This is a genomic window from Klebsiella sp. Sb-30, assembly GCF_057652795.1.
Window position 1 is genome coordinate 3182385 of sequence record NZ_CM172749.1, and the last position, 25851, is coordinate 3208235.

Consider the following 25851-nt stretch of genomic DNA (forward strand, 5'->3'; position numbering starts at 1 on the left):
TGCCGGCATGCAAGTTTTCTAAATGCATCTACGCTTTAATTTAGAAGAAGTGATTTTGGCGCACGTTGTCTGTGTCGCTTCGTCAACCTGGCATAAGGGTTGCTGGAGAATCGATGAACGTCGCGCAGTTTACCTCTTCCGGGAGCTCCCACTATTCATATGAACGGCTCTCAACTTGTGCTAAAAACGAAAGGACGGCATGCCATGAATATATTCGATCACTATCGCCAGCGTTATGAAGCTGCCAAGGACGAAGAGTTCACACTGCAGGAGTTTCTTACCATCTGCCGGCAAGATCGCAGTGCTTATGCCAACGCGGCAGAACGGCTGCTGATGGCCATTGGTGAGCCAGTCATGGTCGACACGGCCCTGGAACCCCGGCTGTCCCGTCTCTTTTCAAACCGGGTTGTCGCACGCTATCCGGCATTTGAAGAGTTTTACGGCATGGAAGATGCCATCGAGCAGATCGTCTCTTACCTGAAACACGCCGCACAAGGTCTGGAAGAGAAGAAACAGATTCTGTATCTGCTGGGCCCGGTGGGCGGGGGTAAATCGTCGCTGGCTGAACGTCTGAAATCCTTAATGCAGCGTGTACCTATCTATATACTGAGCGCCAACGGTGAACGTAGCCCGGTCAACGATCATCCGCTGTGCCTGTTTAACCCGCAGGAAGACGCGCAGATTCTCGATAAAGAGTATGGCGTGCCTACCCGTTATCTCGGCACCATCATGTCGCCGTGGGCGGCAAAACGCCTGCACGAGTTCGGTGGCGACATCACCAAATTCCGCGTGATCAAAGTGTGGCCCTCTATCCTTGAGCAAATTGCCATCGCCAAGACAGAACCGGGTGATGAGAATAACCAGGATATCTCCGCGCTGGTCGGTAAAGTGGATATTCGTAAACTGGAGCATTATGCCCAGAACGATCCGGACGCCTACGGCTACTCCGGCGCCCTGTGCCGCGCCAACCAGGGGATTATGGAGTTCGTCGAGATGTTTAAAGCGCCTATCAAGGTGCTGCATCCGCTGCTGACCGCCACGCAGGAAGGCAACTATAACGGAACCGAGGGAATTTCGGCCCTGCCGTTTAACGGCATTATTCTCGCCCACTCCAACGAATCCGAATGGGTGACCTTCCGTAATAACAAAAACAACGAGGCTTTCCTCGACCGCGTGTATATCGTCAAGGTGCCTTATTGCCTGCGTATCTCCGAAGAGATGCGCATCTACGAAAAACTGCTTAACAACAGTGAGCTGACCCACGCGCCGTGCGCCCCGGGGACCCTGGAGACGCTGTCGCGCTTCTCCATACTGTCGCGGCTGAAAGAGCCGGAAAACTCGAGCATTTACTCCAAAATGCGCGTGTACGACGGTGAAAGCCTGAAAGACACCGACCCGAAAGCGAAATCCTATCAGGAGTACCGCGATTACGCCGGCGTCGACGAAGGGATGAACGGTCTGTCCACCCGCTTCGCCTTCAAAATATTGTCGCGCGTGTTTAACTTTGACCACGCCGAGGTCGCCGCGAACCCGGTCCATCTGTTCTACGTCCTGGAACAGCAAATCGAGCGCGAGCAGTTCCCGCAAGAGCAGTCGGAACGTTATCTGGAGTTCCTCAAAGGCTATCTGATCCCGAAATATGCCGAGTTTATCGGTAAAGAGATTCAGACCGCCTATCTTGAGTCCTACTCCGAATACGGGCAGAACATCTTTGACCGCTATGTCACCTATGCGGACTTCTGGATTCAGGATCAGGAGTACCGCGATCCGGACACTGGCCAACTGTTTGACCGTGAGTCGTTGAATGCGGAGCTGGAGAAAATTGAGAAGCCGGCCGGGATCAGCAACCCGAAAGACTTCCGTAATGAGATAGTCAACTTCGTCCTGCGCGCCAGGGCTAATATCAACGGACGGAACCCGAACTGGACCAGCTACGAAAAACTGCGCACGGTGATTGAGAAGAAAATGTTCTCCAATACCGAAGAGCTGCTGCCGGTGATTTCGTTTAACGCCAAAACCTCAACCGACGAGCAGAAAAAACACGACGATTTTGTCGATCGTATGATGGAGAAAGGCTATACCCGTAAGCAGGTCCGTCTGCTGTGCGAATGGTACCTGCGCGTACGTAAATCATCCTGATAACGGAAATTGCCCGGCGGTGCGTTGCCCGCCGGGCCTACAAAAACAGCGACCTGTAGGCCGGGTAAGCTCAGCGCCATCCGGCATTTCCGTCGCAGCGTAAGGTTGGCAATTGCAGCACAGGAGGGCATATGACCTGGTTCATAGACCGGCGCCTGAACGGAAAGAATAAAAGTGCGGTGAATCGCCAGCGCTTTTTGCGCCGTTATAAGGCGCAGATTAAACAGTCCATCTCCGAGGCGATCAATAAGCGTTCAGTGACGGATATTGACAGCGGAGAATCCGTTTCTATCCCGACGGATGATATCAACGAACCGATGTTTCATCAGGGACGCGGGGGGCTTCGTAACCGCGTCCATCCGGGAAACGACCACTTTGTACAGAATGACCGCATCGAGCGTCCTCAGGGCGGCGGCGGCGGTGGCGGGAGCGGTCAAGGGCAGGCCAGCGCCGACGGCGAAGGCCAGGATGGTTTTGTCTTTCAAATATCGAAAGATGAGTATCTGGATCTACTGTTTGAGGATCTCGCCCTGCCGAACCTGAAGAAAAACCAGCAGCGCCAGCTCACCGAATTTAAAACTCACCGGGCTGGCTTTACCGCCAACGGCGTGCCGGCCAATATCAGCGTGGTGCGATCCCTGCAAAACTCGCTGGCGCGACGTACGGCGATGACGGCGGGCAAGCGTCGCGAACTACGGGCGCTTGAGGAGGATCTGGACACCATAGCCAAAAGCGAACCGGCGCAGCTGCTGGAAGAGGAGCGTTTACGTCGGGAAATCGCCGAGCTGCGGGCAAAAATCGAACGCGTGCCTTTTATCGATACCTTTGACCTGCGCTATAAGAATTACGAAAAACGCCCGGAGCCGTCCAGTCAGGCGGTTATGTTCTGTCTTATGGATGTCTCGGGTTCGATGGATCAGGTCACCAAGGATATGGCCAAACGATTTTATATCCTGCTGTATCTGTTCCTCAGCCGGACCTATAAGAACGTTGAGGTCGTCTATATTCGCCACCATACGCAGGCCAAAGAGGTGGACGAGCACGAGTTTTTCTACTCCCAGGAAACCGGCGGCACTATCGTCTCGAGCGCCCTCAAGCTCATGGATGAGGTTGTTAAGGCACGGTACGATCCGTCGCAGTGGAATATCTATGCCGCGCAGGCCTCGGACGGCGACAACTGGGCGGATGATTCACCGTTGTGCCATGAACTGCTGGCTAAAAATATTCTGCCGGTGGTGCGTTACTACAGCTATATAGAAATAACCCGCCGCGCGCACCAGACGCTGTGGCGCGAATATGAGCATCTGCAGGAAACCTTTGAGAACTTTGCGATGCAGCACATTCGCGATCAGGAGGATATCTATCCGGTGTTCCGCGAACTGTTCCACAAGCAGGGTTCCGAGGCCAGAAACTAGCCAATAAAAACAGTCAGTTACATTAAGATCCTGACTGTTTTCCTTGAAGGCTGGCCGTTGAGTTTTTGCGCTTCAATTCAAATAATGACGTCTGAATAAGCCTCAATCAGTGCCTGACTGGAAGCGACTGCCACTATGCGTCTGACCGCCCACCTCTACGTTCGTCTGCCCCTGCTGATTTCAATCGTTCTGGGCGTTGTCTGTTTTTTCTTGCTTCCGACACAGCTCGGGACCTTGCAAAGAGTGCTGATCGGCTGGAATACGCTGGCATGGCCTTATCTGATTTTTATCTGGATCCGCATGTTGATTACTGATGTATCGGGCATTCAGCGCATTGCCCGGTTACAGGACCAAAGCGCGATGCTCGTGCTAACGATAGTCATTGTGGCCTGTGCGGCCAGCATCGTCGCCATTTTAAGCGAACTCTCTGCGTTGAAAGAGCTCTCCGGCACGCCGCGCGTGGTCCATCTCCTGTTGACGGTGACAACCCTCATTGTCTCCTGGGCCCTCGTGCCCAGCTCTTTCGCTATGCACTATGCCCATCAGCACTATCTGCATCGGACGCAGGAGGTCACCCCGATGATATTTCCTGAAAAGCCGGAGGAGCCTGGATACTGGGATTTCCTGTACTACGCGTTTACGATTGCGGTGGCCGCACAAACCGCCGATGTGGCCACCGGGACAACCGGGATCCGGCAAATCACGCTGCTACAATCGGTTATCTCCTTCGTGTTCAATCTCGCAATACTGGGTCTGTCGGTCAACGTCGGCGCAGGTCTGCTGAATTAGTCTCTCCGAATCCGTTTCAACTGGCGCAGCAAGAAAGCCGGCTGTCGTTCCAACATGACGCGACGGAGGTTGCCCTTCCCCCCGCCCCTCCTTCTCCCGACCGGTTCCTTAGGGTCAGCATTGCCGTTTAAAACGCTTATTTTTGTGCGCTAGTCCACAATTTAATATTCCGCAAGGGCAATATTTACTTTTAAATAAATGTGCTGTTTTAGAGCCAGAGGTTACACCATACACTATGCCTGAACGTGCAATGCTGCCTGAAAAATTAATATTCTTTTATAGCAATTAAAATATTTTACATTTTAACCGCCACCAGCCGCGGCTGAGGTTTAATAATTAAACCCCGTGCAATTTGTTACGGAACTTATATTTTAAAAACACCAGGAATTAATTAATGAAAAAATCTTTATTACCCCTTGCCATTGCGTCGTCACTTTCAATGGTGTCCACAGCCGTATTCGCAGATGATAAAACAGATGCCCCATCCAAAACCGTCACCGCCACCGACACCTTGGATGGCATTGATTTTTATGGGTATTTCCGTTCAGGCATGGGGGCCAGTGACGGCGGTGGTTCGATGAAAGACGCAACCGGCGGCAGCTTCGAGAAAAATAAACTCGGTCGTCTGGGTAATGAATTTGACACCTACGCGGAAGTTGGTTTTGGTAAAGAATTATATCGTTCAGGAAGCCAGTCTGTATATATCCAGACGATGATCAATATGTACGACGGCGACACCAACAGCAGCCACGAAAATAAGTTTGGCTGGGAAAACATGAATATCCAGTTCCGTAATTTTATGGGCCTGGATGAAACAACCTGGGCGGGTATCCGCCAGTATAATAAATACAGCATTGACGCTAACGACTACGATTTCTGGAACCATACCAACGTCGGCGGCGGTATTGAAAAAATGAGTCTCGGTCAGGGAAAACTGTCTGTCGCCTTCTTACATCGCGATATTGATGAAGATCTTTCAGCCTTCGCCGAAGGCGAAGTGGACGCCCAGCAGCTGATCGATTCCAATCAACTTGAACTGATGTATGACAGCCAGCCTCTGTGGGATGGCGCAACGCTGGCGGTGGGTTATAAATACCTGCACGCAGATGCCAACGATGAGCAAGTAGAGCGAGCCAACCACGATTATGTCGATGGCCAAACGGCGATGGTGGTGTTGAAGCAGCAGATCTTCGACAAAGGCGTTAACAATACGGTTATTCAGTATTATGGCAAAGGCTCCGCCCTGCAAGGCGTGACCTTTGGTGCTGCGGACACGCTCAATGGCACGGTTAAAGAGGGTGAAGGTTGGGCACTGCGTAACTACGGCACTATCCCGGTTGCCGCGGACTGGGATGTCAGCCATGCGCTGAACTATGCTGCCGCCAACGATGTTGAACTGTGGAATGGTGATAAAGGCGATGCGTCAACGGCGTCCGTCAGCGCGAAAGTGACCTATCACTGGTCTGATTACACCCGGACTTACCTTGAAATGGGTTATTTCGACGACAAGAAAACGGTTAACGGGACTGACTACGATCGCAGCGGGGCAAAATACACCCTTGCGCAGGCGCTGTCCTACGGTCGCGATAAGCCAGAATTGCGTGTATTCGTCAGCCATTACGATAGCGACCGGGATAACTGGACGGATGCCAGCGAATCGTCCTTCAACAATGGTCTCGACAACGACACCTGGGCTGTGGGTATTCAGGCTAACGTCTTCTGGTAATAATGGACTGTCCGCTGCGGGCGACTGGCATAAGCTGCCCGCAGTCGGCAAACCGGCGCAGGATTCTGTCTGAGTGAATACGCCGGGCAGCACGGTCGCGGAGATAGCCGGATCGGAATCCACGCAAAGAGGCGCGTGGCAGGGCTGCTCAGGCAGCCCTGAACCCGCAGGGAAGATAGCTGATTTTATGACTTCTTATTGAGCATCGATTTTAAATCCGCAAAGGGGTTATAGGTTGCGGCGGCCACATCTTTTTGCGCATCCTCCCCCGCCACCACTCGCGTCCCGTACTGGTCAGCCTCGGTGTATTTGGAGTGCTCATGATCGTGGCAGTACAGACACAATAACTCCCAGTTACTGCCATCTTCCGGATTATTGGTATGATCGTGATCGATATGGTGAACCGTTAATTCACGCAGGTTGGAATAGACAAACTCCCGCGAGCAGCGCCCACATATCCACGGATAGATTTTTAATGCTTTTTCACGATAGCCGCTTTCCAGCCGGGCATAGTTTTTAGGGATCAGAGCCATTGGAGATGTTACCTGTTACAAAGAGATAATGGGTTAGATAGTACCCCCAATCTGCTCCGCAAGGGAACAGAAGGTCTGATGAAAGCGCAACAGGATATGGCGTATGACGGGTAATCCCTGCGGCGCAAATCCCCCTTGTCGCTCCTGCTAGCGCGCTGGCTGAGCGGAAATCTGACGCATAAAGACGCATAAAAAAGCCAGCGATCTTGTATCGCTGGCCACGGGATGACGCCCTGCTGCCGGACTGACTCTTTACCGGCAGCGACGATTATCGATCGTTCAGACAATCCCGCGCGGGCTCTTTTGCCAGCACGCCGCCTTCAATCTCACGCATAATCAGACTGGCCAGATTCTCCATTTGATGGACCTTGCCGCATTTGACAATGATCTGCCGCGCGTTGTCATATCCCGGCGCCCACAATCGGTTGTTCATGCGCACATCTTTATAGATAGCCACCAGCGGTTTTCTCCACGCCGCCGCCATATGCACCACCGAGGTATCCGGTGAGATAACCAGATCGGCCTCGGCAATCAGCGCCATGGCGTGATGCAGCGTTTTGAAGGGGTTAATGCTCACCTTTTCTGGCAGCGGGAGTCGGATCTCATTGCGGTGATCGAGCAAAATAATCTGTACATCGGGATAAGCCTCCTGCAGTTTGCCGATCAGGGATGACAACTGCGCCTGCGACAGACTGCGGTCCGGATGCCCGGCAAAAATATTAATGATGACTTTTCGCCCGACAAGCCCCGCCAGATACTGCCGGGTTTGCTGATAAATATCCTCTGGAATATGGAGGTCATAGCGCTCCAGATGTTTTTTATCCAGATTCAGATGCTCGGCGATAAACGTATAGGTTTGGCTGACATGCCAGTTTTCACAATCAAAATCAAAGGATTTTGAATAATGATTAATCGATGCCCATTTATTAAACCCCAGAACCGATTTTGCTTTTATTTGTCGCAATAACAGCATCCGGTGTATGGGCATATCGAATAAAGAGGGATCGATAACAATGTCATACTTATTATTCGCAAGCTCATTAATAACGGACTCAGGAACATTATGGGTAAATTTACGCAGGAAATCACCGGAGGCTACATTCTCAGCCTCATAGATCCGACGAATGCCCGGATGATACCGCATCACCTGGCTATTCGATTTTGTCAGCAGGAAATCCACGATAAACCCAGACTGATGAAGGCACTTAACCAATGCGGAATCGACAACCACATCCCCGATAGCGCCTTCATTGCGCATCAGCAGCACCGTTTTTGCCGATGATAAATCCAGCTCAGACCGCGCAGGGCTATCCCACAGCGTTTTTGCAATATAAACACGTAAGGCGTTACGCACTCTTTTTGTAAAATAATTACGGCGTCTGTTAAGTTCCCTTATTTTTTTAAACTTCTTTGGGGATACCCGCACCGCTGTGTTGTCCATCATCATATCCTCGTCACCACAATTAACCGCACCACTATCGATTTTGTTAAGGACTCAATAAAATGAGAAAAGTTCTATTGCTTAATAAATTCTTTCCATTTTGTTGGGATCGGTGCTTTGGCCAGCGATAAATTGAAGAGAAATTGCCTAAATTATGAATTAAATGCGAATAATCCGATGAGAAATACGAATTGACCCTCACCGCTCGCGGAGATATTCATCGTTACGCATCATGTCGTCTGTCTCTCTCCTCGGTCGAACATTCACCGCGCAAGAAATCAGCAGCAAAATGCCCCCTCAGGTTCCGTTGGTTCTCATCTGGTGTGAAGACGATTATGCTGACGACTTTGTCATGATGGAAAGAGTGAGATGAACATGCCGGAAAAACGCAACACCCACCGTCAGCTGCTCGCGCTGCTTGAACAGCACCAGGCCCACTATCGCGTCGTGGAACATGAGGCCGTGGGGAAATGTGAGGCCGTGTCGGAGATTCGCGGTACCGCTTTGGGCCAGGGGGCAAAAGCGCTGGTCTGTAAAGTCAAAGGGAACGGCGTGAACCAGCATGTCCTGGCGATCCTCGCCGCCGACCAACAGGCGGACCTGTCACGCCTGGCGCAGCATATCGGCGGCAGCAAGGCATCGCTGGCCAGTCCGGCGGAAGTCGATACGCTCACCGCCTGCGTTTTTGGCGCCATCCCACCGTTCAGCTTTCACCCGGATTTGCGGCTGATTGCCGATCCGCTGCTGTTCGATCGCTACCCTGAGATTGCCTTTAACGCCGGCCAGCTGGATAAATCCATTATCCTGAACACCGAGGATTATCTGCGCATTGCCCGCCCGGAGCTGGTCGCCTTTCGCCGCGAAAGCTGAGAGGTGATGGCTCACCGCCACGCCAAATTGTGCAGATGCCTGGAAACGCGGTCACTGGTCAAAAAAAGCCTGTCTATTCACGCTATTACGCGTAGAGTAGACAGGCTTATTATTTTGGCAAGGATCTCCCGTCATGTTCGATACAACCCTGTTTATTCTGCTCGGGCTGGCCGCGCTGGGTTTTATCAGCCATAACACCACCGTGGCTATTTCTATCCTCGTTTTAATCATCGTTCGCGTCACACCGCTCAACGTCTTTTTCCCGTGGATTGAAAAACAGGGGCTGACGATCGGTATTATCATTCTGACCATTGGCGTAATGGCTCCCATTGCCAGCGGCACGCTGCCGCCGTCGACGCTGCTGCACTCGTTCGTCAACTGGAAGTCGCTGCTGGCGATTGCCGTGGGCGTATTCGTCTCGTGGCTGGGCGGACGCGGCGTGGCGCTGATGGGCTCGCAGCCGCAGCTGGTCGCCGGACTGCTGGTCGGCACGGTCCTTGGCGTAGCGCTGTTCCGCGGCGTACCGGTTGGCCCGCTGATCGCCGCCGGCATTATTTCGCTGTTTATCGGGAAGTCGTAACCAGACTCGCCAGGTAGCGGCCTGGCGTCTGGCCCAGCCCCTTTTTAAACATCGTAATAAACGCGGTCGTCGAGTCATATCCCAGCGTTTGCGCGGTCTGCTGGACCGTTTGCCCGCGAATCAACATCTGCAGGGCCAGGATCAGCTGCAGCTGGTGTCGCCAGCGGCGAAAGCTCAGTCCGGTCTCGCGCACCACCAGCCGCGCCAGATTCCGTTCGCTCATCGCGAATTCTGCCGCCCACTGCGCCAGCGTCTGCCAGCGGGCCGGATCAACCGCCATGAAATCCGCCATCTGGCGAATCTTCGGATGTGGGGAAACCGGCAGCTGCAGATGTTCCTGCGGCTGTCGCGGGAGCTCATCGAACAGCACCTGCACCAGCCGTTGCGTTGTCGGATGGGCAAACGCCTCCCCGTGACGTCCGGCAAGGGTCAGAATAAGCTCGCGCACCAGAGGCGAAATTTTTAAGGTACAACAGTGCGCCGGCATTGGCGCAGCATCCGGTTCAATAAACAGAAAACTGATTTGCGCCCCCGGCGTGGCGCGGTTGCTGTGGGGCATCTGACCCGGTACCCACACCGCATACTGCGGCGGCACCATCCACATCGCGTTCTCCACCTCGCAGGTGAGCGCCCCATGCAAGGCGAGGATCAGCTGGCCTTTGCGGTGCTGATGGCGCGGGATGAACTGCTCGTCTTCCACCACCTGAATACGAAACGCGAGGGCCGATTCATGGCCGCTGTCCGGATCGTAGCCATCCAGGCCAAGTCCTATCATGATTTTGTCCGATATTAGCGATAATCTGTCATTTTAGCTTGATTTAAACCATCGGCAAACGCGCTATTGTAGCCGCCCTGTTTACTCGTCAGAGATTGCCATGAGTTCTGTTTTGCCTTCTACCGGCCGCCGTCATCTGCTGCTGATTGCCGGGATTTTATTCATTGCCTCCACGCTACGCGTGACTTTTACCGGCGCAGCCCCGCTGCTCGACGCCATTCGCGCTGACTATGGTCTCTCCACCGCACAAACCGGGATGCTCACCACATTGCCGCTGCTGGCCTTTGGCCTGGTATCACCGCTGGCGGCAGGCGTCGGTCGCCGGCTGGGCATTGAGCGCAGCCTGCTGGTGGCGCTAGTCCTTATTTGTCTGGGTATCGGACTGCGTTCGCTTCCTTCCACCGCCTTGCTGTTCGGCGGTACGGCGATCATCGGCTGCGGAATTGCGCTCGGTAACGTTCTGCTGCCGGGTCTGATCAAACGCGACTTCTCACAGCATGTTGCCAGGATGACCGGGGCCTACTCGATCACTATGGGCGGAGCGGCCGCGCTGGGTTCAGCCATGGTGGTGCCGCTGGCGCTGGCGGGTTTCGGCTGGCACGGCGCACTCTTGATGTTAATGGTCTTTCCGCTGCTGGCGCTGCTGGTATGGTTGCCGCAAACGCGCAAGACCGCGACCGCGCCGCTCACCGGGTCCGGCGCCATGCACAATCGCGGAATCTGGCGCTCCGCGCTCGCCTGGCAGGTCACCCTGTTCCTCGGCATCAACTCGCTGGTCTATTACGTTATTATTGGCTGGCTGCCGGCCATTCTGCAGAGCCTTGGCTACAGCGAAGCGCAGGCGGGCTCTCTGCATGGTTTGCTCCAGCTGGCCACCGCCGCCCCCGGGCTGGCAATTCCGCTGATTCTTCATCGCCTTAAAGACCAGCGCGCCATCGCGATCATTGTGGCGCTGATGTGCGCCATCAGCGCCTGCGGACTGTGGTTCTGGCCGGGACAGGCGGTAGTCTGGACGCTAATCTTTGGTTTCGGTTCGGGGGCAACCATGATTCTGGGGTTGACGTTTATCGGCCTGCGCGCAAACTCTGCGCATCAGGCAGCGGCTTTGTCGGGGATGGCGCAGACCATCGGATATCTGCTGGCCGCCTGCGGACCACCGCTCATGGGGAAAATTCATGATGCCAACGGCGACTGGCAGATCCCGCTTCTCGCCGTGGCGCTGATTTCAGTCGTTATGGCCCTGTTCGGCGCGCTGGCCGGTCGCGACCGGGAGATAAACGGATAGCGCTTTGATAAGCCGCCATTACGATGGCGGCAATATTTTCCTGCTCACCCGCGCGTCCGGGGCGGCACCGGCAATGCGAACTGAATCCTGGAAGATTAACCGGCGGTGAGTTTATTGGCTTGCGGCATGTAAAAACGCCTGCACCAGCGGTGCGGGACGCCCTTCCAGGGCATGACGTTCATGCTGGAACAAGGTCGCCACAAAAAACGGATGCGTGACCAGCTCCACCGCGCGAATCTCCCCCTCTTCATCCCATCCGGTTACCCGCAGCTCTCCCTGCTCAAGTTCACGGGCAAAGCTGTCGGCGATACCATAGTTGCAGTGGTAGCCCTCTTCAATATGATCGCGGCCATACGCACGGGCTATCAGGGTATGAGCGCGCAGCTCAATGGTGTCCGACTTTTCAACCAGCGAACAGCTTAGCGGCGCTATCACCATCCGTCCTTCGGTATCGGTTTCAGCATGTGCCGCATCCTGCCAGCCCATCACGTTACGCGCATATTCGATTATCGCGTGCTGAAAACCACCGCAGGTTCCGAGGAAAGGCACGCTGTTTTCGCGCGCGTAGCGAATGGCGGTAAATGCGCCTTCGGCATTTTCATACGGGCTGGCGGGCACCACCCAGATAGCATCGTAATCCACCAGCGCGTCGGCATGGTGAATATCACGAGTTGCCAGCCAGTCATAGCGCACGGGCAGTTCCAGCACGGCGGCGGCATCGTCGATAGCCAGGGGGATAGCTTTATGGGCAATCACGTCAGGATTGTAGTCGCCAACCAGGGCAATACGCAGGGGGGTGTTCATAGCAGGATCCTTATGTCAGAGCGATTTTCGGGCAACACAAGGAGCCTCAGATTAGCGATCTCCGTCGCGGAACACAACCCCTGTTTTCACCGCGCCAGAAGGTCCTTCGCGCTTTTGGATTGCTTTGTAGGCGGGTAATTTCCGCGCGCAGGCGCTATTGTATAGCGCAGAGAAACAATGATGGACCGCCTATGAAAAGCAAAATTTTAGTCAGCGCCTGCCTGATGGGGTTTCAGGTTCGCTATAATGGCAGCCAAAAAGCGCAGCTTGCCGACGCGCTGGCACGTTGGCAGCGCGACGGTCGGCTGGTGATTCATTGCCCGGAGCTCGCCGCCGGGCTGCCGGTCCCCCGACTCCCGGCCGAAATCCTTCACGCCCAGGGCACGGATGTCATGCAGGACCGCGCGCGTATCGTTGAGAGCGACGGTCAGGACGTCACTCCGCACTATCAGCTGGCCGCATGGCTGGCCCTGCGCACCGCACAGGAAGCCGGCTGTAAGGCCGCGTTGTTAACCGACGGCAGCCCGACCTGCGGCAGCCAGTTTATCTACGACGGGACGTTCAGCGGGCAGCGAAAGCCGGGGTCAGGCGTGGCGGCGGCGCTACTGCGTGAACACGGCATCGCCGTTTTTTCCGACCGACAGCTACCCCAACTCCTCGCCTGGATGCAACAGAGAGAAAATAGCGATGATTCACTGTAAACGCGTTTATGATCCGGCAGAGCCCGGCGACGGTTACCGCGTTCTGGTTGACCGACTCTGGCCGCGCGGTATGAAAAAAGAGGCTTTGCGCTACGATGAATGGTGCAAATCGCTCTCGCCCTCTTCGGCGCTACGTAAAGCGTTCCACGGCGAGGCGATCGATTTTGTCAGCTTCAGTCAACAGTATCGCGAAGAACTCGACGCCCGGCGCGACGAAGGATTGCGTCTCGCCGGGCTGGCTCGCCAACAGCCATTAACCTTGCTGTATGCCGCCAAAGATACCCGGCAAAACCATGCGCTGGTGCTGGCTGAGTGGCTGGAAAACCTGTCTGCCGGCGAGGCTACGCCTTAGCGGGGTGATCCCGGCGCCACAGCTCCCATTCATCGAGGGTTTCCCCGCCGGGCAGTTTACAGTCGCTGCGCACGCCCTGCGGCGTCTGAACCGGTATCAACTTACCGCCCTTCTGACCGCAGTAAACCGAGGCCGGGTTCGCCATGCCGATAGACTTCGGCGGCGGCGGCGCATCCTGCGGCTGCGGCTGCTTCGCGCAGCCGGCCAGGGCCAGCGGCAGCAGCATTATCATCCACTTCATTTCTGCTCCTTCTTTGCACAGAGCACGTATTTGCCCTGATTCTTCATGGTTTCTCCATTTTAACTACACTTTTGCCGCGTAGAGTAGCGCTTGTTCTCGAACTGACCAGAGAACAGATCATTCCATAATCAATGAGTTTTCCCCGTCGCCCCCGACGGGGCTTTTTTTCCCCGCTGCGATCGCAGGTATTCCCTTCATTAATGTGTTAAATTTGTTGTATCTATGTTTACTCTTCGTTGGTAGCCGTTTTCCAGCATAAATGACTGACGGCCCCACCCGCGATCGGGAGCCGTACATTCATGTCAGATTTTATTCTTGCTCGCGTCTCGCAAACGCTCGCCACTGAACATTCCCTCGAAATGTTAGTCAGGCAGCTGCTTGAGATGCTGGAGCTTGTGACCAGAATGGAGTCAACTTATCTGACTCGTATTGATTTAAAAGCGCAGCGCCAGCTGGTGCTGTACGCGCATAACAGCAGCGAAATGCAGATCCCGGAAGGGTTTTCGGTGCCGTGGAATGAGTCGCTGTGTAAACGTGCAATCGATGATAACTGCCAGTTCAGTAACGATGTCAACACCCGCTGGCCGTCGTGCATCGCTGCTCAGGGGCTGGGGATTATCACCTTCTTCAGCATTCCCGTGCGCCTCGCCGATGGCTCGCTGTACGGCACATTATGTGCAACCAGCCGCAATAAACAGCCCTATAACCTCGAAGGCGAGCAGGTGATGGCGCTGTTTGCCAACTTAATTTCTCACTATGTTGAGAAAGAGACGCTGGTTGATCAGCTTCGCGCCGCCAACGTCGCGCTGGAAATGCACTCCTATACCGACGAGCTGACCGGTTTAGCCAATCGCCGGGCGCTGTTTAAGCATCTGTCGTCAATGTTTCCCCGCGAGCGCGAGCAGCAGCGCAATCTGCTGATGATCTTTATCGACCTTGACGATTTTAAAGCGATAAACGATCGCTTTGGTCATCAGTGCGGGGACAGCTTTCTGGTCCAGATTGGCGAACGGCTGAAGGCGCATATTCGCCAGGGAGACCTGGTGGGACGCCTCGGCGGTGATGAGTTTTTAGTCGTCGGCACCGAACTGGACACGCTGCAGCAACAGTCCTTTGTTGCGACCCTGCGGCAGGCCTTATGTGGGGTTTACTTTCTTGGCGAACACCGAATTAACTATCCTGGCGCCAGTTTTGGCATCACAGAGGTAAATCCCCAGGTTCTGGATGTCGAAAGTGCGCTGCGCGCTGCGGATGACGCTATGTATCAGGATAAAAAGTCCCGGCGGCGGGATTCCTTTCTGAATATTGATTAAAACCTGGCGGCGATATCCAGTATGATAGCGAGGTTTTCCGGTAAGCTGTTGCGATGCGGCGGCTTAATGGTTTTGTGGCAGGACAGGTCATATTTTTAGCTTCAGGGGTAACATCATGAGATTGGGTATTCTTTTCCCGGTGGCCATTTTTATCGTCGCCGTTGTTTTTCTCGGTTGGTTTTTCGTCGGCGGCTACGCGGCTCCGGGCGGCGCGTAATGAAAAAAAGCACCATTCTGATGATTATCATCGCGATCGTTGCCCTGGCCGGCGTTCAGTTTGGCTGGTGGTAGCATCGGCGGTCGGGGATCGTTAGTCAGAGCGTTATTGCGGAGTTATCCTATCCACTCAATAAGTTAACGCTATACACTCACTTCATCAGCCGACTCCGCACGCTCTTTGCCCGCGGACGGTGGACAACGGAGAAGTGAGAAATGAAAAAACCGATCGTGTTATCGTTGATTCTTGCGCTATGCACGCTGTTATCGGGATGTATTGTTGACGACGGCTATCACCACAGGCACCACCACCATCATCATTATGACGGCCGCGGCTGGTGACGGAAGGGTTAAGCAGGGCGAACGCGCGTTCGCCCCATAGCCTTAGTCCTGACGGTCAGAACCTAAAAAGAAGAAGCCCAGCGGAATGGAAAACAGCAGCGTGAACACGATGCTGTACACGGTCACCATCGCCCCCTGCAGGAAAAACATCGATGTGCTCCATTCGGAGTACGGCATATTGTATTCGCTAACGACCCCGCCAAACGTTGCGCGGCCCACCACGGTAAGCGCGATGGCAAACACAATCCCTATCGACAAGAAGAATTTCTTGCTGTTTTTGTTGCTGATGAGCTTTTGCAGAATCATCCGGGTTCCCTTTTCTCTGACCGATAATCGGCTGTATATGTAACATCAATGCAATAAAAATTGAAGGGTTTTTGTTACAAGCCAGAGGATAAAGCTATCAGGCCGGAATCACTACCGGCCAGCGGTTTACGATTGCAGGGTTGCCAGGCGCGCAGCAAAGCCGACAAACACCAGACCAATCAGACTGTTGCCGATTTTTGCCAGTTTCTTTCTGGTCTTCACGTAGCGCGTCACGAACGAGCCGGACAGGATCAGGAAGCTCATATACATAAAGCTAATCACTTCCAGCGTCAGCGCGAGGATAAAGAACGCCAGTCCGGGTGTTGTCGCGTTAACGTCGATGAACTGCACGAAAAAAGAGACATAGAAAAGAATGGCTTTGGGATTGGTCAGGCTAAGCGTCAGCGAGCGTTTCAGAATCGCGCTTCCCGGTTCAGCCCCGGCGTCCGCGTGCCCTTCCCGCTGAGTCAGAACGGAATAGAGCATCTTGCCACCCAGCCACAGCAGGTAAATCGCGCCCAGATAACGAACGATATTAAACAGCACCGGCGTGGTCTTAATCAGGGTCGCAACGCCGGCAAACGCCAGCAGCATCAGCACCGCGTCGCCGATGAACACGCCAGCCGCCGCCAGATAGCCCTTTTTAACGCCGTGTGCGATACCGGTTTTCAGAACAAAAAAGGTATTAGGGCCGGGCACCAGGATGATAAAAATAGCCCCGACCAGATAGGTCAGATAATTCAACACACCAAACTCAGCGAACACGCTGCACTCCTTCGCTTTCAACAAAAAACATGATCGCGCTCACGTTAACGCAACTGCCGCGATTTTGAAAGCGCTTACGGTGCTTGTTGGCTTAGTAGAGTGAGCCTTCGCCCAGCGGGCGGGTTTTGAAGCGCCGATGTACCCACAGATATTGCTCCGGCGCGCGCAGAATCTCTTTTTCAATCACCCGGTTGATATAGCTGGCCGCATCCTGTTTATCTTCGCCAGGATAGTCATTCAGCACATCGCTGATGTACAGGGTGTAACCTTTACGGTCCATCTTACGCACCATACTGATGCTCAGCATCTTCGCACCGGAGAGACGCGACAGGACGTAGGTGCCGTTTGTCGTCGCCGCCTGAGGGACAGAGAAGAACGGCGCAAACACGCTGCCTTTCGGGCCATAGTCCTGATCCGGGGCGAACCATACCGCCTCGCCGGCTTTCAGCGCGTGCACCAGACCAGATAAATTGCGGCGATCGATCATCGCTTTATTCGAACGCAGGCGTCCGCGGGTTTGCACCCACTCCATCAGCGGGCTGTTGTGCGGGCGATAGGTCGCCATCATCGGCCGACACAGACCCATGGTACGGCCACCGAGCTCCAGCGACATAAAGTGCACGCCAACAACCATAACACCCTGCCCGGCGCTTAACGCTTTGCTCAGATTCTCAAAGCCTTCAACGTCGAACCATTTTTTAACCCGCTCGTCGCTCCAGAACCAGGCCATACCGGTTTCGATAAGTCCCATGCCCAGCGACATAAAATTCTGCTCAATCATCTTTTCCCGCGCTTGCGGTGACATGTCCGGAAAACAGAGTTCAAGATTACGTCGGGCAATATGTTCGCGGCGCTTAAGGAAGCGGCGTGACGCCTTGCCTGCGCTGGTGCCGATGATGTGTAACAGAGGATAAGGCAATTGCACGATTAACCAGAGAATGGCAAGGCCAAACCAGGTCCCCCAGTTGCGAGGGTGCAGAAGACTTTTATTAAAAGCGCAAGGCATGATTTTTCCTGTAAACGTCTATAAATGAGTAGCGCTTAAGGAAAAAACGAAGTCCATTCATCAGTCGTTAGGCGGTACGTATAGCAACTATGACAATAGTAATCCGGCTAAATTCACTCCGGCAAGTAAAAAACACCTCCGCGGTGAAAAAAGCATAATACCCTCATAGTTGTAACAGAATGTAAAATAAAAAAGAAGATCCCATTACAAATATTTACTGTGACAACCCTTTTCTCGCTAATTATTTCGTTCCGCTGATTGCACATTATTAAATCAATTTGTACTCTTCAGCGTCATATTGCTTCGCAGCCCCTGCCGTCACTGGCCGGCAACAACTTACCCACCCTGTCATCCTGCCCGAGGCGACGCGGTGGTAAAAAGTATAAACGTTGCTAAAGAATCGCGGCAATCAATATAACGCATCTCCATATATCAGAGTCAGAATCTATAAAACAGTATGCAACATATCTTTTCATTCCTTTTCTATATATCAAATAAGAATCACCTTATTTTATAAATCCGCACAATGTCTGGCGCTTTCGCTAAATAAATCATCCACTATTCGTTTACAACGAAAAATTATCCTTTTTTATCCCCGACCTTCAATGATAAGCCGCCCGTAACACGGGCCGGAGACCTGATGCCGTGAAATCAACAACATTTTCTAATCGCAACAGTCACTTATTGAAATTATTGTTCGCACGACCCATTTTTGCGCCGCCTTTTAATTGTAATGATAACCATTCTCATATTAACATGTCGCTATTGATAACCTGTTTTGAACCCGCTTATGTCTCAGCTTTCCGCCGCCACGCCGTTCACGCTCGCGTCTCTGTATCAAGCCCATCACGGCTGGCTGACAACCTGGTTAACCGGCAAGCTGCAATCCGCCTTTGACGCCGATGATGTCACTCAGGATACCTTTCTGCGCGTGATGGGCAGCGAATCGCTGACGGCGATCCGCGATCCTAGATCCTTCCTGTGCACCATCGCCAGACGGGTGATGATCGATCTGTTTCGCCGTAATGCGCTGGAACGCGCGTGGCTGGAGATGCTTGCCCAGCTTCCGCAGGCCCTGGTCCCTTCGCCGGAGCGACAGCACATCCAGCTGGAGACGCTGCAGCAGGTCGATGCCATGCTTGATGGCCTGAGCCGGAAAGCCCGCGCGGCCTTTTTGCTTTCGCAGCTGGAGGGGCTGACGTATGCCGAGATTGCCGAACGCCTGATGGTATCGGTCAGCTCAGTAAAAAAATACGTCGCCAGAGCGACTGAGCACTGCCTGCTTTTTCGCCTGGAGAATGGCCTGTGAGTTCCGCATTAACCGAATCCCGTCGTCTGGCTCTGCGTTCCGCATCGCGCTGGTACGCGGTATTAAGCGATAGTCGCGTCAACCCCCGACAGGAGGTCCGCTGGCAACAGTGGTATGAACAAAGCCGCGATCACCAGTGGGCGTGGCAGCAGGTCGAAAACCTGCGCCAGCAGATGGGACAACTTCCCGGTCCCCTTGCCAGCCGGACGCTCAACGACAGTCGCCTGACGCGTCGCCAGGTGCTGAAAGGGCTGATGCTGCTGGTTGCCGCCGGCGGCGGCTGGCAGATGTGGAGCAGCGAACTGGCGGAAGGATTGCGCGCCGATTACCGCACGGCAAAAGGCATGCCCCTGCGGCAAACGCTCAGCGACGGCACTCTGCTGACGCTCAATACCGACAGCGCCGCCGATGTGCGCTTTGATGGCCACCAGCGCCTGATTCGCCTGCGCTACGGCGAAATTGCCATCACCACCGCCCGCGACCGCCGGCAACGACCGTTTCGCGTCCAGACCCGCGACGGTTTACTCACCGCGCTGGGCACCGAATTTACCGTCCGCCAGTTTGCCCGTGACACGCGCCTGACGGTGCAACAGCACGCCGTCGAGGCGCTGCTGCCAGACGGACAGCGCAAGATTGTCCACGCGGGCGAGAGCCTGTGGTTTACCCGCGATGCCTTCATCCGCCTTCAGGCGCTCAACAGCAGCGACGCCAGCTGGACGCAGGGCGTCCTCAGCTTCCGCGATCGTCCGCTGCATGAAGTGCTCGCCACACTCTCCCGCTATCGCCCCGGGATCTTACGCTGCGATCCCGCCGTCGCCGGTTTGCGTCTGAGCGGCACCTTTCCGCTGGGCGACACCGATGCGATTTTGCACATCATCGCACAGACCCTGCCGGTAAAACTGCAATTTGCCACCCGCTACTGGGTCACTGTCATCGCAGCCTGAGAAAAAAAACAAAAAATTTGCCTTCTCCATTGTCCCTTTTCACCCGCTCGTTCGACTTAACAGATGATGACAACCAAAAACGATTGTGGAGAACACATGACGCCTTTACGCGTATTACGCAAACCGATGCCTCTGGTGATGGCAATCCGTTTAAGCCTGCTGCCGCTCGCGGGGCTGGTCGCTGCCCCCGCATTGGCGGCAACGCAGTTTGATATTGCCGCCGGGGATTTAGACAGCGCACTGAACCAGTACGCCGCCCGCAGCGGCATTACGCTCTCGGCGGATGCTGGCCTGACGCGCGGAAAACACAGCGATGGCCTGCACGGCCGCTATGAGCTGGAAGAGGGTCTGCAAACGCTGCTCAGCGGGAGCGGACTGCAGCTGAAATCTCTGGGTAATCAGGCCTGGACGCTGGAACCGGCGCCGGTTAATACGGAATCCACGCTGACGGTGATCGGCGACTGGCTTGGCGACGCCCGGGAAAACGATGTTTTTGAACACGCCGGCGCCCGCGATGTTATCCGCCGCGACGATTTCGCCAAAACCGGCGCCACCACTATGCGCGAAGTCCTGAATCGCATTCCCGGCGTCAATGCGCCGGAAAATACCGGTACCGGCAGCCACGATCTGGCGATGAACTTTGGCATCCGGGGGCTGAACCCACGCCTCGCCAGCCGTTCTACGGTACTGATGGACGGTATTCCGGTGCCTTTCGCCCCCTACGGTCAACCTCAGCTATCGCTGGCGCCGGTATCGCTGGGCAATATGGATGCGGTGGATGTGGTTCGCGGCGCAGGCGCCGTGCGCTACGGGCCACAAAACGTGGGCGGCGTAGTGAACTTTGTCACCCGGGCCATCCCGCAGGACTTTGCTATCGCGGGCGGCGTAGAAGGCCAGCTCAGCCCGACCTCTTCGCAGAACAATCCCAAAGAGACGCATAACCTGATGCTGGGAGGGACCGCCGATAACGGACTGGGGGCTGCCCTGCTCTATTCAGGTACCCGCGGCAGCGACTGGCGTGAACATAGCGCCACGCGCATCGATGACGTGATGCTGAAAGGCAAATATGCGCCAAACGCGGTGCACACGTTCAACAGCTTGCTGCAGTACTACGATGGTGAAGCCGATATGCCCGGCGGCCTGTCCCGCGCCGATTATGCTGCCGATCGCTGGCAGTCCACCCGCTTAAAAGATCGCTTCTGGGGACGACGTCAGCTGGCCAGCCTCGGCTATCAGTTCCAGCCCGATGACCGGCACAAGTTCAACATTCAGGGCTTCTATACTCATACGCTGCGCAGCGGTTATCTGGAGCAAGGGAAACGCACCACGCTTTCCCCGCGCGAATACTGGGTGCGCGGTATCGAGCCGCGCTACAGCCAAAGCTTTATGCTTGGCGCTTCCGCGCATGAAGTCGGCGTCGGCTATCGCTACGTGAATGAATCCACGCACGAGATGCGCTATTACACCCCCACCGTCAGCGGCAAGTTGCCCGACACCGCCAGTCCGTACGACCGCGATACCCGCTCTGGCACCGAGGCTCACGCCTGGTATATCGACGATCGCATCGATATCGGCAACTGGACGGTCACGCCGGGGATGCGTTTCGAACATATTGAGTCTTACCAGGACGACAGCCTGAAAGGCACCCGTCAGCAGGTCAGCTATAACGCCCCGCTGCCGGCGCTTAACGTACTTTATCACCTCACCGACAGCTGGAATCTTTATGCCAATACAGAAGGATCGTTCGGTACCGTACAGTACAGCCAAATTGGCAAGGCTGTGCAAAGCGGCAATGTGGAACCGGAAAAGGCCCGCACCTGGGAAGTCGGTACCCGCTACGACAACGGCGCGCTGAGCGCGGAAATGGGACTCTTCCTGATTAACTTCAACAATCAGTACGACTCCAACCAGACCAACGATACCGTCACCGCTCGCGGTAAAACTCGCCACAGCGGACTGGAGACGCAGACGCGTTACGATCTCGGCGATCTCAATCCGCAGCTGGAAAATCTGTCGGTCTATGCCAGCTATGCCTATGTCAACGCCGTCATTCGTGAGAAAGGCGATACCTACGGCAACCAGGTGCCTTTCTCACCCAGACATAAAGGTACGCTCGGGGTAGATTACAAACCGGGTAACTGGACGTTCAACCTCAATAGCGATTTCCAGTCCAGTCAGTTTGCTGACAACGCCAACACCGTGGAAGAGAGCGCTGACGGCAGCAACGGCCGCATTCCGGGCTATATGCTGTGGGGCGCCCGCGTCGCCTACGATTTTGGCCCGCAAATGGCCAATCTCAATCTGGCGTTTGGCGTAAAAAATATTTTCGACCATGAGTACTACACCCGCTCATACGACGATAACAACAAAGGCATCTATGTCGGCCAGCCGCGTACCTTGTATCTGCAAGGTGCCATGACATTCTGATGATGACGTGGTGGTAATCAAAACGTTCGTCACCGTCCCGCCCAGGGGCGGTGACGGTGTTGTTTTACCGTGGGGCCGACGTTCGGCCCTGTACTGGCTTCACGCCGCCAACAACTCGCGAGGCAACAGCGTCTCCGTCAGCGGCGACCGGCAAGCGTTCATCACACCATCACGCAGCCTGTTCTAAAATTCGTTTTGCTGACGATCGAATCAGATAAGCCTCATCCCGGCGGCGAGGTAACGCAAGCTACTCACGACAATGTATTTTCTTTTTATGAGCAAAATGATTAACTGACGCCTGTTAAAGACTTTTTTCACGCTTTTATGCGTCTTTGTCGCCACGCATTTCGGGCTTGAGTATGGCTATAAATGAAATTATTTCGGGATTTGCTCACCGATTATTTCGCCGCGAACTGGCGTCTCTACCCCCTGCTGGCGTTATCTGGATACAGGCCACCAGAATGAGCCGATATTATCCCAATCACGCGGATGGAGAAAAACGATGCGTCTCGCCTTAAAATCAGCATTGATGCTAACCACGCGCGTTATACAGATAATCAACCCGGAACTTCAGTTGCATATGCAACGCACGGCGCTAATTGCTCTCGAACTTTCGTTAGCTCTGGAACTGCCGCGGTCGCAGCAGCAGACCATATTTTGCGCCGCACTGCTTCACGATATTGGCGTGCTCGGCGATAAGCGAATCGTCACTTCGCTGAATGACATTGATAATATCGAAGACCCTCACCAGCATCGGGGGGCCGAGATGCTCAGCGGCTTACCCACCTTCGCGCCTGTTTTGCCTGTTATCCGCCATCACCACTTTAACCCGGCGCATAAAGGTAACCTCGAAGAGCATATCGTTTTTTTTGCCGATGCTTTTGAACGTCTGCTCTCCACCGGAAATATCACCACGGATCACCACCCCGACATTATCATCGACACCTTCCGCACCTTGCATCATGAGATTGATCCGATGCTCTGTGACACCGTCTGCCAGCTCGCGCAAAAAGAGCATTTCTGGCTGCATCTTCATCCCGGACATATCCAAAGGATGCTGGAGATCATCGGCCCGATTAACGAGCTGTACATCGATATCGACGGGCTGAAAGATATTTGTTTGTTAATCGCCAAAATTGTCGATACCTACAGCAGTTTCACCGCCAGCCACAGTATTATGGTCGGTGAAATATCCTGCCTGCTGGCAACCTATATGCATCTGCCGGAACAGGAGTGTAAAAAAATCGAAATTGCCGGCTATTTGCACGATATTGGTAAAATTAATATCCCGCTGGATATCCTGGAAAAGCAAAGCGAACTCACGCCTGATGAACTCCGTCAGGTGCGAGAACATAGCTATATGACCGGTGAAATTCTCAGCGCCTTTAGCGAACTGGGTGAAATCATTAACTGGGCGGCAAACCACCATGAAAAACTCGATGGCAGCGGCTATCCGCTGCATCTGAATCAGGATTATCTGCAACTCCCTGACCGGATCATCGCCATTGCCGATATTTTTACCGCTCTGACCGAAGATCGCCCCTATCGCGTCGCCATGCGTTATCAGGATGCATTACAGCTGATAGAGAACGATGTTATAACTGGCGCCCTGGATAAAGATGTTTTTTGTACCTTATGCCAGCATGCCGGCACGCTACATAGCACGATTATTCGCAAAAAACGCAGCTAACCCTCTGCCCGCAAGTGGGCAAAAGCGGGTTCTATAATTAGACGTAACGTCATTTGTTCATCTGCACGCAAGGAAAATTCGGGTGAGAATCGCCACCATGACCAACTGGGCCTACGGGATCACCGTTTGCCTGACCATCACTTCCGGTATTGCCATGCTGATGGCGTCCAACGCGGAGACGGCCGAACGCCAGGCCGTACAACAGCGGCAGATCTTCGACCAGTTAACCGAAACGGTTGAAACCGAGAGCTGGGAATTATCCGACCTCGCTCGCGCTTACGTCATTAACAAAAATCCGGATGTGTTGCAGGAGTACCGCCAGCAGGCCCGTTCGCTGACGACCATAGAGCAGCGGCTGGAAAAGCTGAAAGATCGGGGAGCGACGCCGCAGGAGCTGATGTTGCTGCGCGAGGGGCTGCAGATCGCGGATGAGCTGCAGGATGAACAGCAGGCTGCGCTCGCCAGTATTGAACGCGGCGCAGACAGCGAGGCGCTCTCCCTGCTCTACGGCAAGCATTATGAACAGGAGCTGGACCGGGTACAGACACAGATCGATCACTTCCGCCTTATGCTGGAAGGCCGGGCCGCCAGCGCCATTGCACAAGCCACGGAAAAATCGCACACCTGGCGTACGTTATCAGAAATAATGGTCGCGCTGACGGCGCTGATGTTCCTGTTTGTCCTCGGGTTTATCCTTCAACGGCGGGTATTGTACCCGGTTGTTCGTTTAAGCGATGTGGTACAGCGTCTCGCCTCACAGGATTATGCCGTCGAAGCTCCCCAGTTCACGCAGATCGATGAGATTGGCGATATGGCGCAGGCGATCCGTATTTTCCGCGAAAATGGCCTGGCGCGTCAGCGTCTTGAACAAGAGCGCGATGCCGACTGGGCGATTCGGGAACTGCTGGCGCGCATGACGCAGCGTCTGCAAGGCTGCGAATCTTTTGACGATGTTATCAAGGTCGCCGAGCTCTTCGCGCCGAATATCGCCCCCGCAATTCCCGGGCGCCTGTATGTTCTCGAAACCAACCCCTGGCAGTTGCGCTGTGTGGCCCAATGGCTCTCGCCGCCGGATGAACCCGAGGTCTTTTATCCTGACAACTGCTGGGCCGTCCGCCGTGGATTAAGCCATCCACCGGTCAATGGTGAGCCTGACATCGCCTGTTCACACCTGCCGGACGCCTGCATTCATCAATCGCTTTGCGTGCCGCTGGTTGCGCAAGGAGAAGCCATCGGCCTGCTCTCCTTCAGGAATGTCACCTCTGCTACCGCCCCTTCGCGTGCCTATCTGGAGCTGATGGCCGAAGCGCTGGGTCTGGCGCTGGCAAACCAGCGTCTGCGCAGCGCGCTGCTGGAGAAAGCGCTGTTTGATTCGCTGACCGGGCTGCGTAACCGTCATCATCTGGATGATGCCTTGCATACGCAAATCAATCTCGCGGTGCAAAACCATGCTCCGCTGAGCTGCCTGATGATCGATATCGATCACTTCAAGACGATTAACGATCGGTATGGTCACGAAGCCGGCGATCTGGTGATCAAGAGCGTGGCGGTCATTGTCCAACGCGCGGTACGCGACAAAGGCATGGCTTTTCGCTACGGCGGCGAGGAGTTTCTGGTGCTGCTGGCCGGCGCCAGTGAAGAGGCGGCCCGGGCCTGCGCAGAGGAGATTTACGACAGTGTCCGCAGCCTGACCCTGCGGGATGGCCTCACCGAGATTGGCCAGGTGGATGTCTCCATCGGCATTGCCAGCTTCCCGCAGCATACCCAGAGCGACAGCCTGCTGCGTGCCGCGGATGCCGCACTTTACCGGGCCAAAGAGCAGGGCCGCTCCAGAATAGTCAGTTTCGGCATGCTGAAATCCGACTAAACGCCACAAGGGGAT

25 protein-coding genes are annotated in these 25851 nt (G+C 54.7%); 17 read left to right on the plus strand and 8 right to left on the minus strand.

From position 1 onward, the window contains the following. Window positions 1-204 precede the first annotated feature (204 nt). The 4 genes from yeaG (at window position 205) to AC236I_RS14915 (ending at window position 6069) form a co-directional block, all read left to right on the plus strand. Window positions 205-2139, plus strand: coding sequence for a protein kinase YeaG (yeaG, locus tag AC236I_RS14900; RefSeq protein ID WP_004860792.1), 1935 nt, complete (start codon window positions 205-207; stop codon window positions 2137-2139). Window positions 2140-2270: 131 nt separating this feature from the next. Continuing rightward, window positions 2271-3554 carry a YeaH/YhbH family protein gene (locus AC236I_RS14905; RefSeq protein WP_004860790.1) on the plus strand — a complete coding sequence of 428 codons (1284 nt, stop codon included), beginning with the start codon at window positions 2271-2273 and terminating at the stop codon, window positions 3552-3554. A gap of 135 nt (window positions 3555-3689) precedes the next feature. Next, on the plus strand, window positions 3690-4343 hold the full coding sequence (locus tag AC236I_RS14910) for a DUF1345 domain-containing protein (protein WP_044349478.1): 654 nt from the start codon (window positions 3690-3692) through the stop codon (window positions 4341-4343). Window positions 4344-4737: 394 nt separating this feature from the next. Beyond that, window positions 4738-6069 carry a carbohydrate porin gene (locus AC236I_RS14915; protein ID WP_487608536.1) on the plus strand — a complete coding sequence of 444 codons (1332 nt, stop codon included), beginning with the start codon at window positions 4738-4740 and terminating at the stop codon, window positions 6067-6069. Between the two features lie 185 nt (window positions 6070-6254). Here the strand turns inward: AC236I_RS14915 and yajD are convergent, their stop codons facing one another. Together yajD and AC236I_RS14925 are read right to left on the minus strand one after the other, a co-directional pair. Beyond that, window positions 6255-6602 (minus strand): HNH nuclease YajD, encoded by a 348-nt coding sequence (yajD, locus tag AC236I_RS14920; protein ID WP_004860781.1) that lies wholly within the window; start codon window positions 6600-6602, stop codon window positions 6255-6257. A gap of 268 nt (window positions 6603-6870) precedes the next feature. Further along, window positions 6871-8046, minus strand: a complete 1176-nt coding sequence (locus tag AC236I_RS14925) for a glycosyltransferase family 9 protein (protein WP_325995421.1) — start codon at window positions 8044-8046, stop codon at window positions 6871-6873. A gap of 366 nt (window positions 8047-8412) precedes the next feature. On the opposite strand from AC236I_RS14925, the gene AC236I_RS14930 reads away from it, so the two are divergent. Beyond that, window positions 8413-8913 (plus strand): YbaK/prolyl-tRNA synthetase associated domain-containing protein, encoded by a 501-nt coding sequence (locus AC236I_RS14930; protein WP_004860775.1) that lies wholly within the window; start codon window positions 8413-8415, stop codon window positions 8911-8913. Between the two features lie 133 nt (window positions 8914-9046). Then, window positions 9047-9493 (plus strand): DUF441 domain-containing protein, encoded by a 447-nt coding sequence (locus tag AC236I_RS14935; protein ID WP_004860772.1) that lies wholly within the window; start codon window positions 9047-9049, stop codon window positions 9491-9493. On the opposite strand, the gene AC236I_RS14940 is transcribed toward AC236I_RS14935, so the two are convergent. Then, window positions 9477-10271 carry an AraC family transcriptional regulator gene (locus AC236I_RS14940; protein ID WP_162098178.1) on the minus strand — a complete coding sequence of 265 codons (795 nt, stop codon included), beginning with the start codon at window positions 10269-10271 and terminating at the stop codon, window positions 9477-9479. The two genes, AC236I_RS14935 and AC236I_RS14940, sit on opposite strands and share 17 nt — an antisense overlap. Before the next feature lie 97 nt (window positions 10272-10368). Between AC236I_RS14940 and AC236I_RS14945 the strand changes: the two genes are divergently transcribed. Next, window positions 10369-11553: a CynX/NimT family MFS transporter gene (locus AC236I_RS14945; protein WP_032717253.1), complete on the plus strand. Its 1185-nt coding sequence runs from the start codon at window positions 10369-10371 to the stop codon at window positions 11551-11553. A gap of 111 nt (window positions 11554-11664) precedes the next feature. Here the strand turns inward: AC236I_RS14945 and AC236I_RS14950 are convergent, their stop codons facing one another. After that, on the minus strand, window positions 11665-12357 hold the full coding sequence (locus tag AC236I_RS14950; RefSeq protein WP_004860764.1) for a CTP synthase C-terminal region-related (seleno)protein: 693 nt from the start codon (window positions 12355-12357) through the stop codon (window positions 11665-11667). Between the two features lie 191 nt (window positions 12358-12548). Between AC236I_RS14950 and AC236I_RS14955 the strand changes: the two genes are divergently transcribed. Together AC236I_RS14955 and AC236I_RS14960 are read left to right on the plus strand one after the other, a co-directional pair. Then, on the plus strand, window positions 12549-13058 hold the full coding sequence (locus AC236I_RS14955) for a 2-thiouracil desulfurase family protein (RefSeq protein WP_004860761.1): 510 nt from the start codon (window positions 12549-12551) through the stop codon (window positions 13056-13058). After that, window positions 13045-13410, plus strand: a complete 366-nt coding sequence (locus AC236I_RS14960; RefSeq protein ID WP_015584609.1) for a DUF488 domain-containing protein — start codon at window positions 13045-13047, stop codon at window positions 13408-13410. The genes AC236I_RS14955 and AC236I_RS14960 overlap by 14 nt, the downstream gene beginning before the upstream one ends. Here AC236I_RS14960 and AC236I_RS14965 read toward each other — a convergent pair. Then, on the minus strand, window positions 13400-13651 hold the full coding sequence (locus AC236I_RS14965) for a putative hemolysin (protein ID WP_004860754.1): 252 nt from the start codon (window positions 13649-13651) through the stop codon (window positions 13400-13402). The genes AC236I_RS14960 and AC236I_RS14965 overlap by 11 nt on opposite strands. Before the next feature lie 299 nt (window positions 13652-13950). Here AC236I_RS14965 and AC236I_RS14970 point away from each other — a divergent pair, with 299 nt between their 5' ends. The 3 genes from AC236I_RS14970 (at window position 13951) to AC236I_RS14980 (ending at window position 15522) form a co-directional block, all read left to right on the plus strand. Then, complete coding sequence (locus AC236I_RS14970; RefSeq protein WP_015584611.1) at window positions 13951-14964, plus strand: sensor domain-containing diguanylate cyclase; 1014 nt, start codon at window positions 13951-13953, stop codon at window positions 14962-14964. Window positions 14965-15079: 115 nt separating this feature from the next. Then, window positions 15080-15181 carry a YoaK family small membrane protein gene (locus AC236I_RS14975; protein ID WP_004101234.1) on the plus strand — a complete coding sequence of 34 codons (102 nt, stop codon included), beginning with the start codon at window positions 15080-15082 and terminating at the stop codon, window positions 15179-15181. 215 nt (window positions 15182-15396) lie between these two features. Beyond that, on the plus strand, window positions 15397-15522 hold the full coding sequence (locus AC236I_RS14980; protein ID WP_088911622.1) for a hypothetical protein: 126 nt from the start codon (window positions 15397-15399) through the stop codon (window positions 15520-15522). A gap of 42 nt (window positions 15523-15564) precedes the next feature. On the opposite strand, the gene AC236I_RS14985 is transcribed toward AC236I_RS14980, so the two are convergent. From AC236I_RS14985 to lpxP, 3 genes are all read right to left on the minus strand, one after another. Further along, the gene (locus AC236I_RS14985; protein ID WP_004860746.1) at window positions 15565-15828 is read right to left on the minus strand and encodes a DUF2534 family protein; all 264 of its coding nucleotides are present in this window, start codon (window positions 15826-15828) and stop codon (window positions 15565-15567) included. A gap of 126 nt (window positions 15829-15954) precedes the next feature. Then, the gene (leuE, locus tag AC236I_RS14990) at window positions 15955-16593 is read right to left on the minus strand and encodes a leucine efflux protein LeuE (protein WP_015584612.1); all 639 of its coding nucleotides are present in this window, start codon (window positions 16591-16593) and stop codon (window positions 15955-15957) included. A 91-nt stretch (window positions 16594-16684) separates the two neighbouring features. After that, the gene (gene lpxP, locus AC236I_RS14995; RefSeq protein WP_004860740.1) at window positions 16685-17599 is read right to left on the minus strand and encodes a kdo(2)-lipid IV(A) palmitoleoyltransferase; all 915 of its coding nucleotides are present in this window, start codon (window positions 17597-17599) and stop codon (window positions 16685-16687) included. 790 nt (window positions 17600-18389) lie between these two features. On the opposite strand from lpxP, the gene fecI reads away from it, so the two are divergent. From fecI to AC236I_RS15020, 5 genes are all read left to right on the plus strand, one after another. After that, on the plus strand, window positions 18390-18908 hold the full coding sequence (gene fecI, locus AC236I_RS15000; protein ID WP_032717240.1) for a ferric citrate uptake sigma factor FecI: 519 nt from the start codon (window positions 18390-18392) through the stop codon (window positions 18906-18908). Continuing rightward, a complete protein-coding gene (gene fecR, locus AC236I_RS15005; protein WP_065906337.1) occupies window positions 18905-19852 on the plus strand; it encodes a ferric citrate uptake sigma factor regulator FecR in 948 nt (315 codons plus the stop codon). The genes fecI and fecR overlap by 4 nt, the downstream gene beginning before the upstream one ends. Before the next feature lie 96 nt (window positions 19853-19948). Further along, complete coding sequence (fecA, locus tag AC236I_RS15010; RefSeq protein WP_048024539.1) at window positions 19949-22279, plus strand: TonB-dependent Fe(3+) dicitrate receptor FecA; 2331 nt, start codon at window positions 19949-19951, stop codon at window positions 22277-22279. 502 nt (window positions 22280-22781) lie between these two features. Next, window positions 22782-23969 (plus strand): HD-GYP domain-containing protein, encoded by a 1188-nt coding sequence (locus AC236I_RS15015; protein WP_015584615.1) that lies wholly within the window; start codon window positions 22782-22784, stop codon window positions 23967-23969. 82 nt (window positions 23970-24051) lie between these two features. Further along, window positions 24052-25836, plus strand: a complete 1785-nt coding sequence (locus AC236I_RS15020) for a diguanylate cyclase (RefSeq protein WP_048024541.1) — start codon at window positions 24052-24054, stop codon at window positions 25834-25836. Window positions 25837-25851 lie beyond the last annotated feature (15 nt).

Coding starts and splice junctions, on each gene's coding strand:
- yeaG (WP_004860792.1), top strand. CDS start 205: ATGAATATATTCGATCACTATCGCCAGCGTTATGAAGCTGCCAAGGAC.
- AC236I_RS14905 (WP_004860790.1), top strand. CDS start 2,271: ATGACCTGGTTCATAGACCGGCGCCTGAACGGAAAGAATAAAAGTGCG.
- AC236I_RS14910 (WP_044349478.1), top strand. CDS start 3,690: ATGCGTCTGACCGCCCACCTCTACGTTCGTCTGCCCCTGCTGATTTCA.
- AC236I_RS14915 (WP_487608536.1), top strand. CDS start 4,738: ATGAAAAAATCTTTATTACCCCTTGCCATTGCGTCGTCACTTTCAATG.
- yajD (WP_004860781.1), bottom strand. CDS start 6,602: ATGGCTCTGATCCCTAAAAACTATGCCCGGCTGGAAAGCGGCTATCGT.
- AC236I_RS14925 (WP_325995421.1), bottom strand. CDS start 8,046: ATGATGGACAACACAGCGGTGCGGGTATCCCCAAAGAAGTTTAAAAAA.
- AC236I_RS14930 (WP_004860775.1), top strand. CDS start 8,413: ATGAACATGCCGGAAAAACGCAACACCCACCGTCAGCTGCTCGCGCTG.
- AC236I_RS14935 (WP_004860772.1), top strand. CDS start 9,047: ATGTTCGATACAACCCTGTTTATTCTGCTCGGGCTGGCCGCGCTGGGT.
- AC236I_RS14945 (WP_032717253.1), top strand. CDS start 10,369: ATGAGTTCTGTTTTGCCTTCTACCGGCCGCCGTCATCTGCTGCTGATT.
- AC236I_RS14950 (WP_004860764.1), bottom strand. CDS start 12,357: ATGAACACCCCCCTGCGTATTGCCCTGGTTGGCGACTACAATCCTGAC.
- AC236I_RS14955 (WP_004860761.1), top strand. CDS start 12,549: ATGAAAAGCAAAATTTTAGTCAGCGCCTGCCTGATGGGGTTTCAGGTT.
- AC236I_RS14960 (WP_015584609.1), top strand. CDS start 13,045: ATGATTCACTGTAAACGCGTTTATGATCCGGCAGAGCCCGGCGACGGT.
- AC236I_RS14965 (WP_004860754.1), bottom strand. CDS start 13,651: ATGAAGTGGATGATAATGCTGCTGCCGCTGGCCCTGGCCGGCTGCGCG.
- AC236I_RS14970 (WP_015584611.1), top strand. CDS start 13,951: ATGTCAGATTTTATTCTTGCTCGCGTCTCGCAAACGCTCGCCACTGAA.
- AC236I_RS14975 (WP_004101234.1), top strand. CDS start 15,080: ATGAGATTGGGTATTCTTTTCCCGGTGGCCATTTTTATCGTCGCCGTT.
- AC236I_RS14980 (WP_088911622.1), top strand. CDS start 15,397: ATGAAAAAACCGATCGTGTTATCGTTGATTCTTGCGCTATGCACGCTG.
- AC236I_RS14985 (WP_004860746.1), bottom strand. CDS start 15,828: ATGATTCTGCAAAAGCTCATCAGCAACAAAAACAGCAAGAAATTCTTC.
- lpxP (WP_004860740.1), bottom strand. CDS start 17,599: ATGCCTTGCGCTTTTAATAAAAGTCTTCTGCACCCTCGCAACTGGGGG.
- fecI (WP_032717240.1), top strand. CDS start 18,390: ATGTCTCAGCTTTCCGCCGCCACGCCGTTCACGCTCGCGTCTCTGTAT.
- fecA (WP_048024539.1), top strand. CDS start 19,949: ATGACGCCTTTACGCGTATTACGCAAACCGATGCCTCTGGTGATGGCA.
- AC236I_RS15015 (WP_015584615.1), top strand. CDS start 22,782: ATGCGTCTCGCCTTAAAATCAGCATTGATGCTAACCACGCGCGTTATA.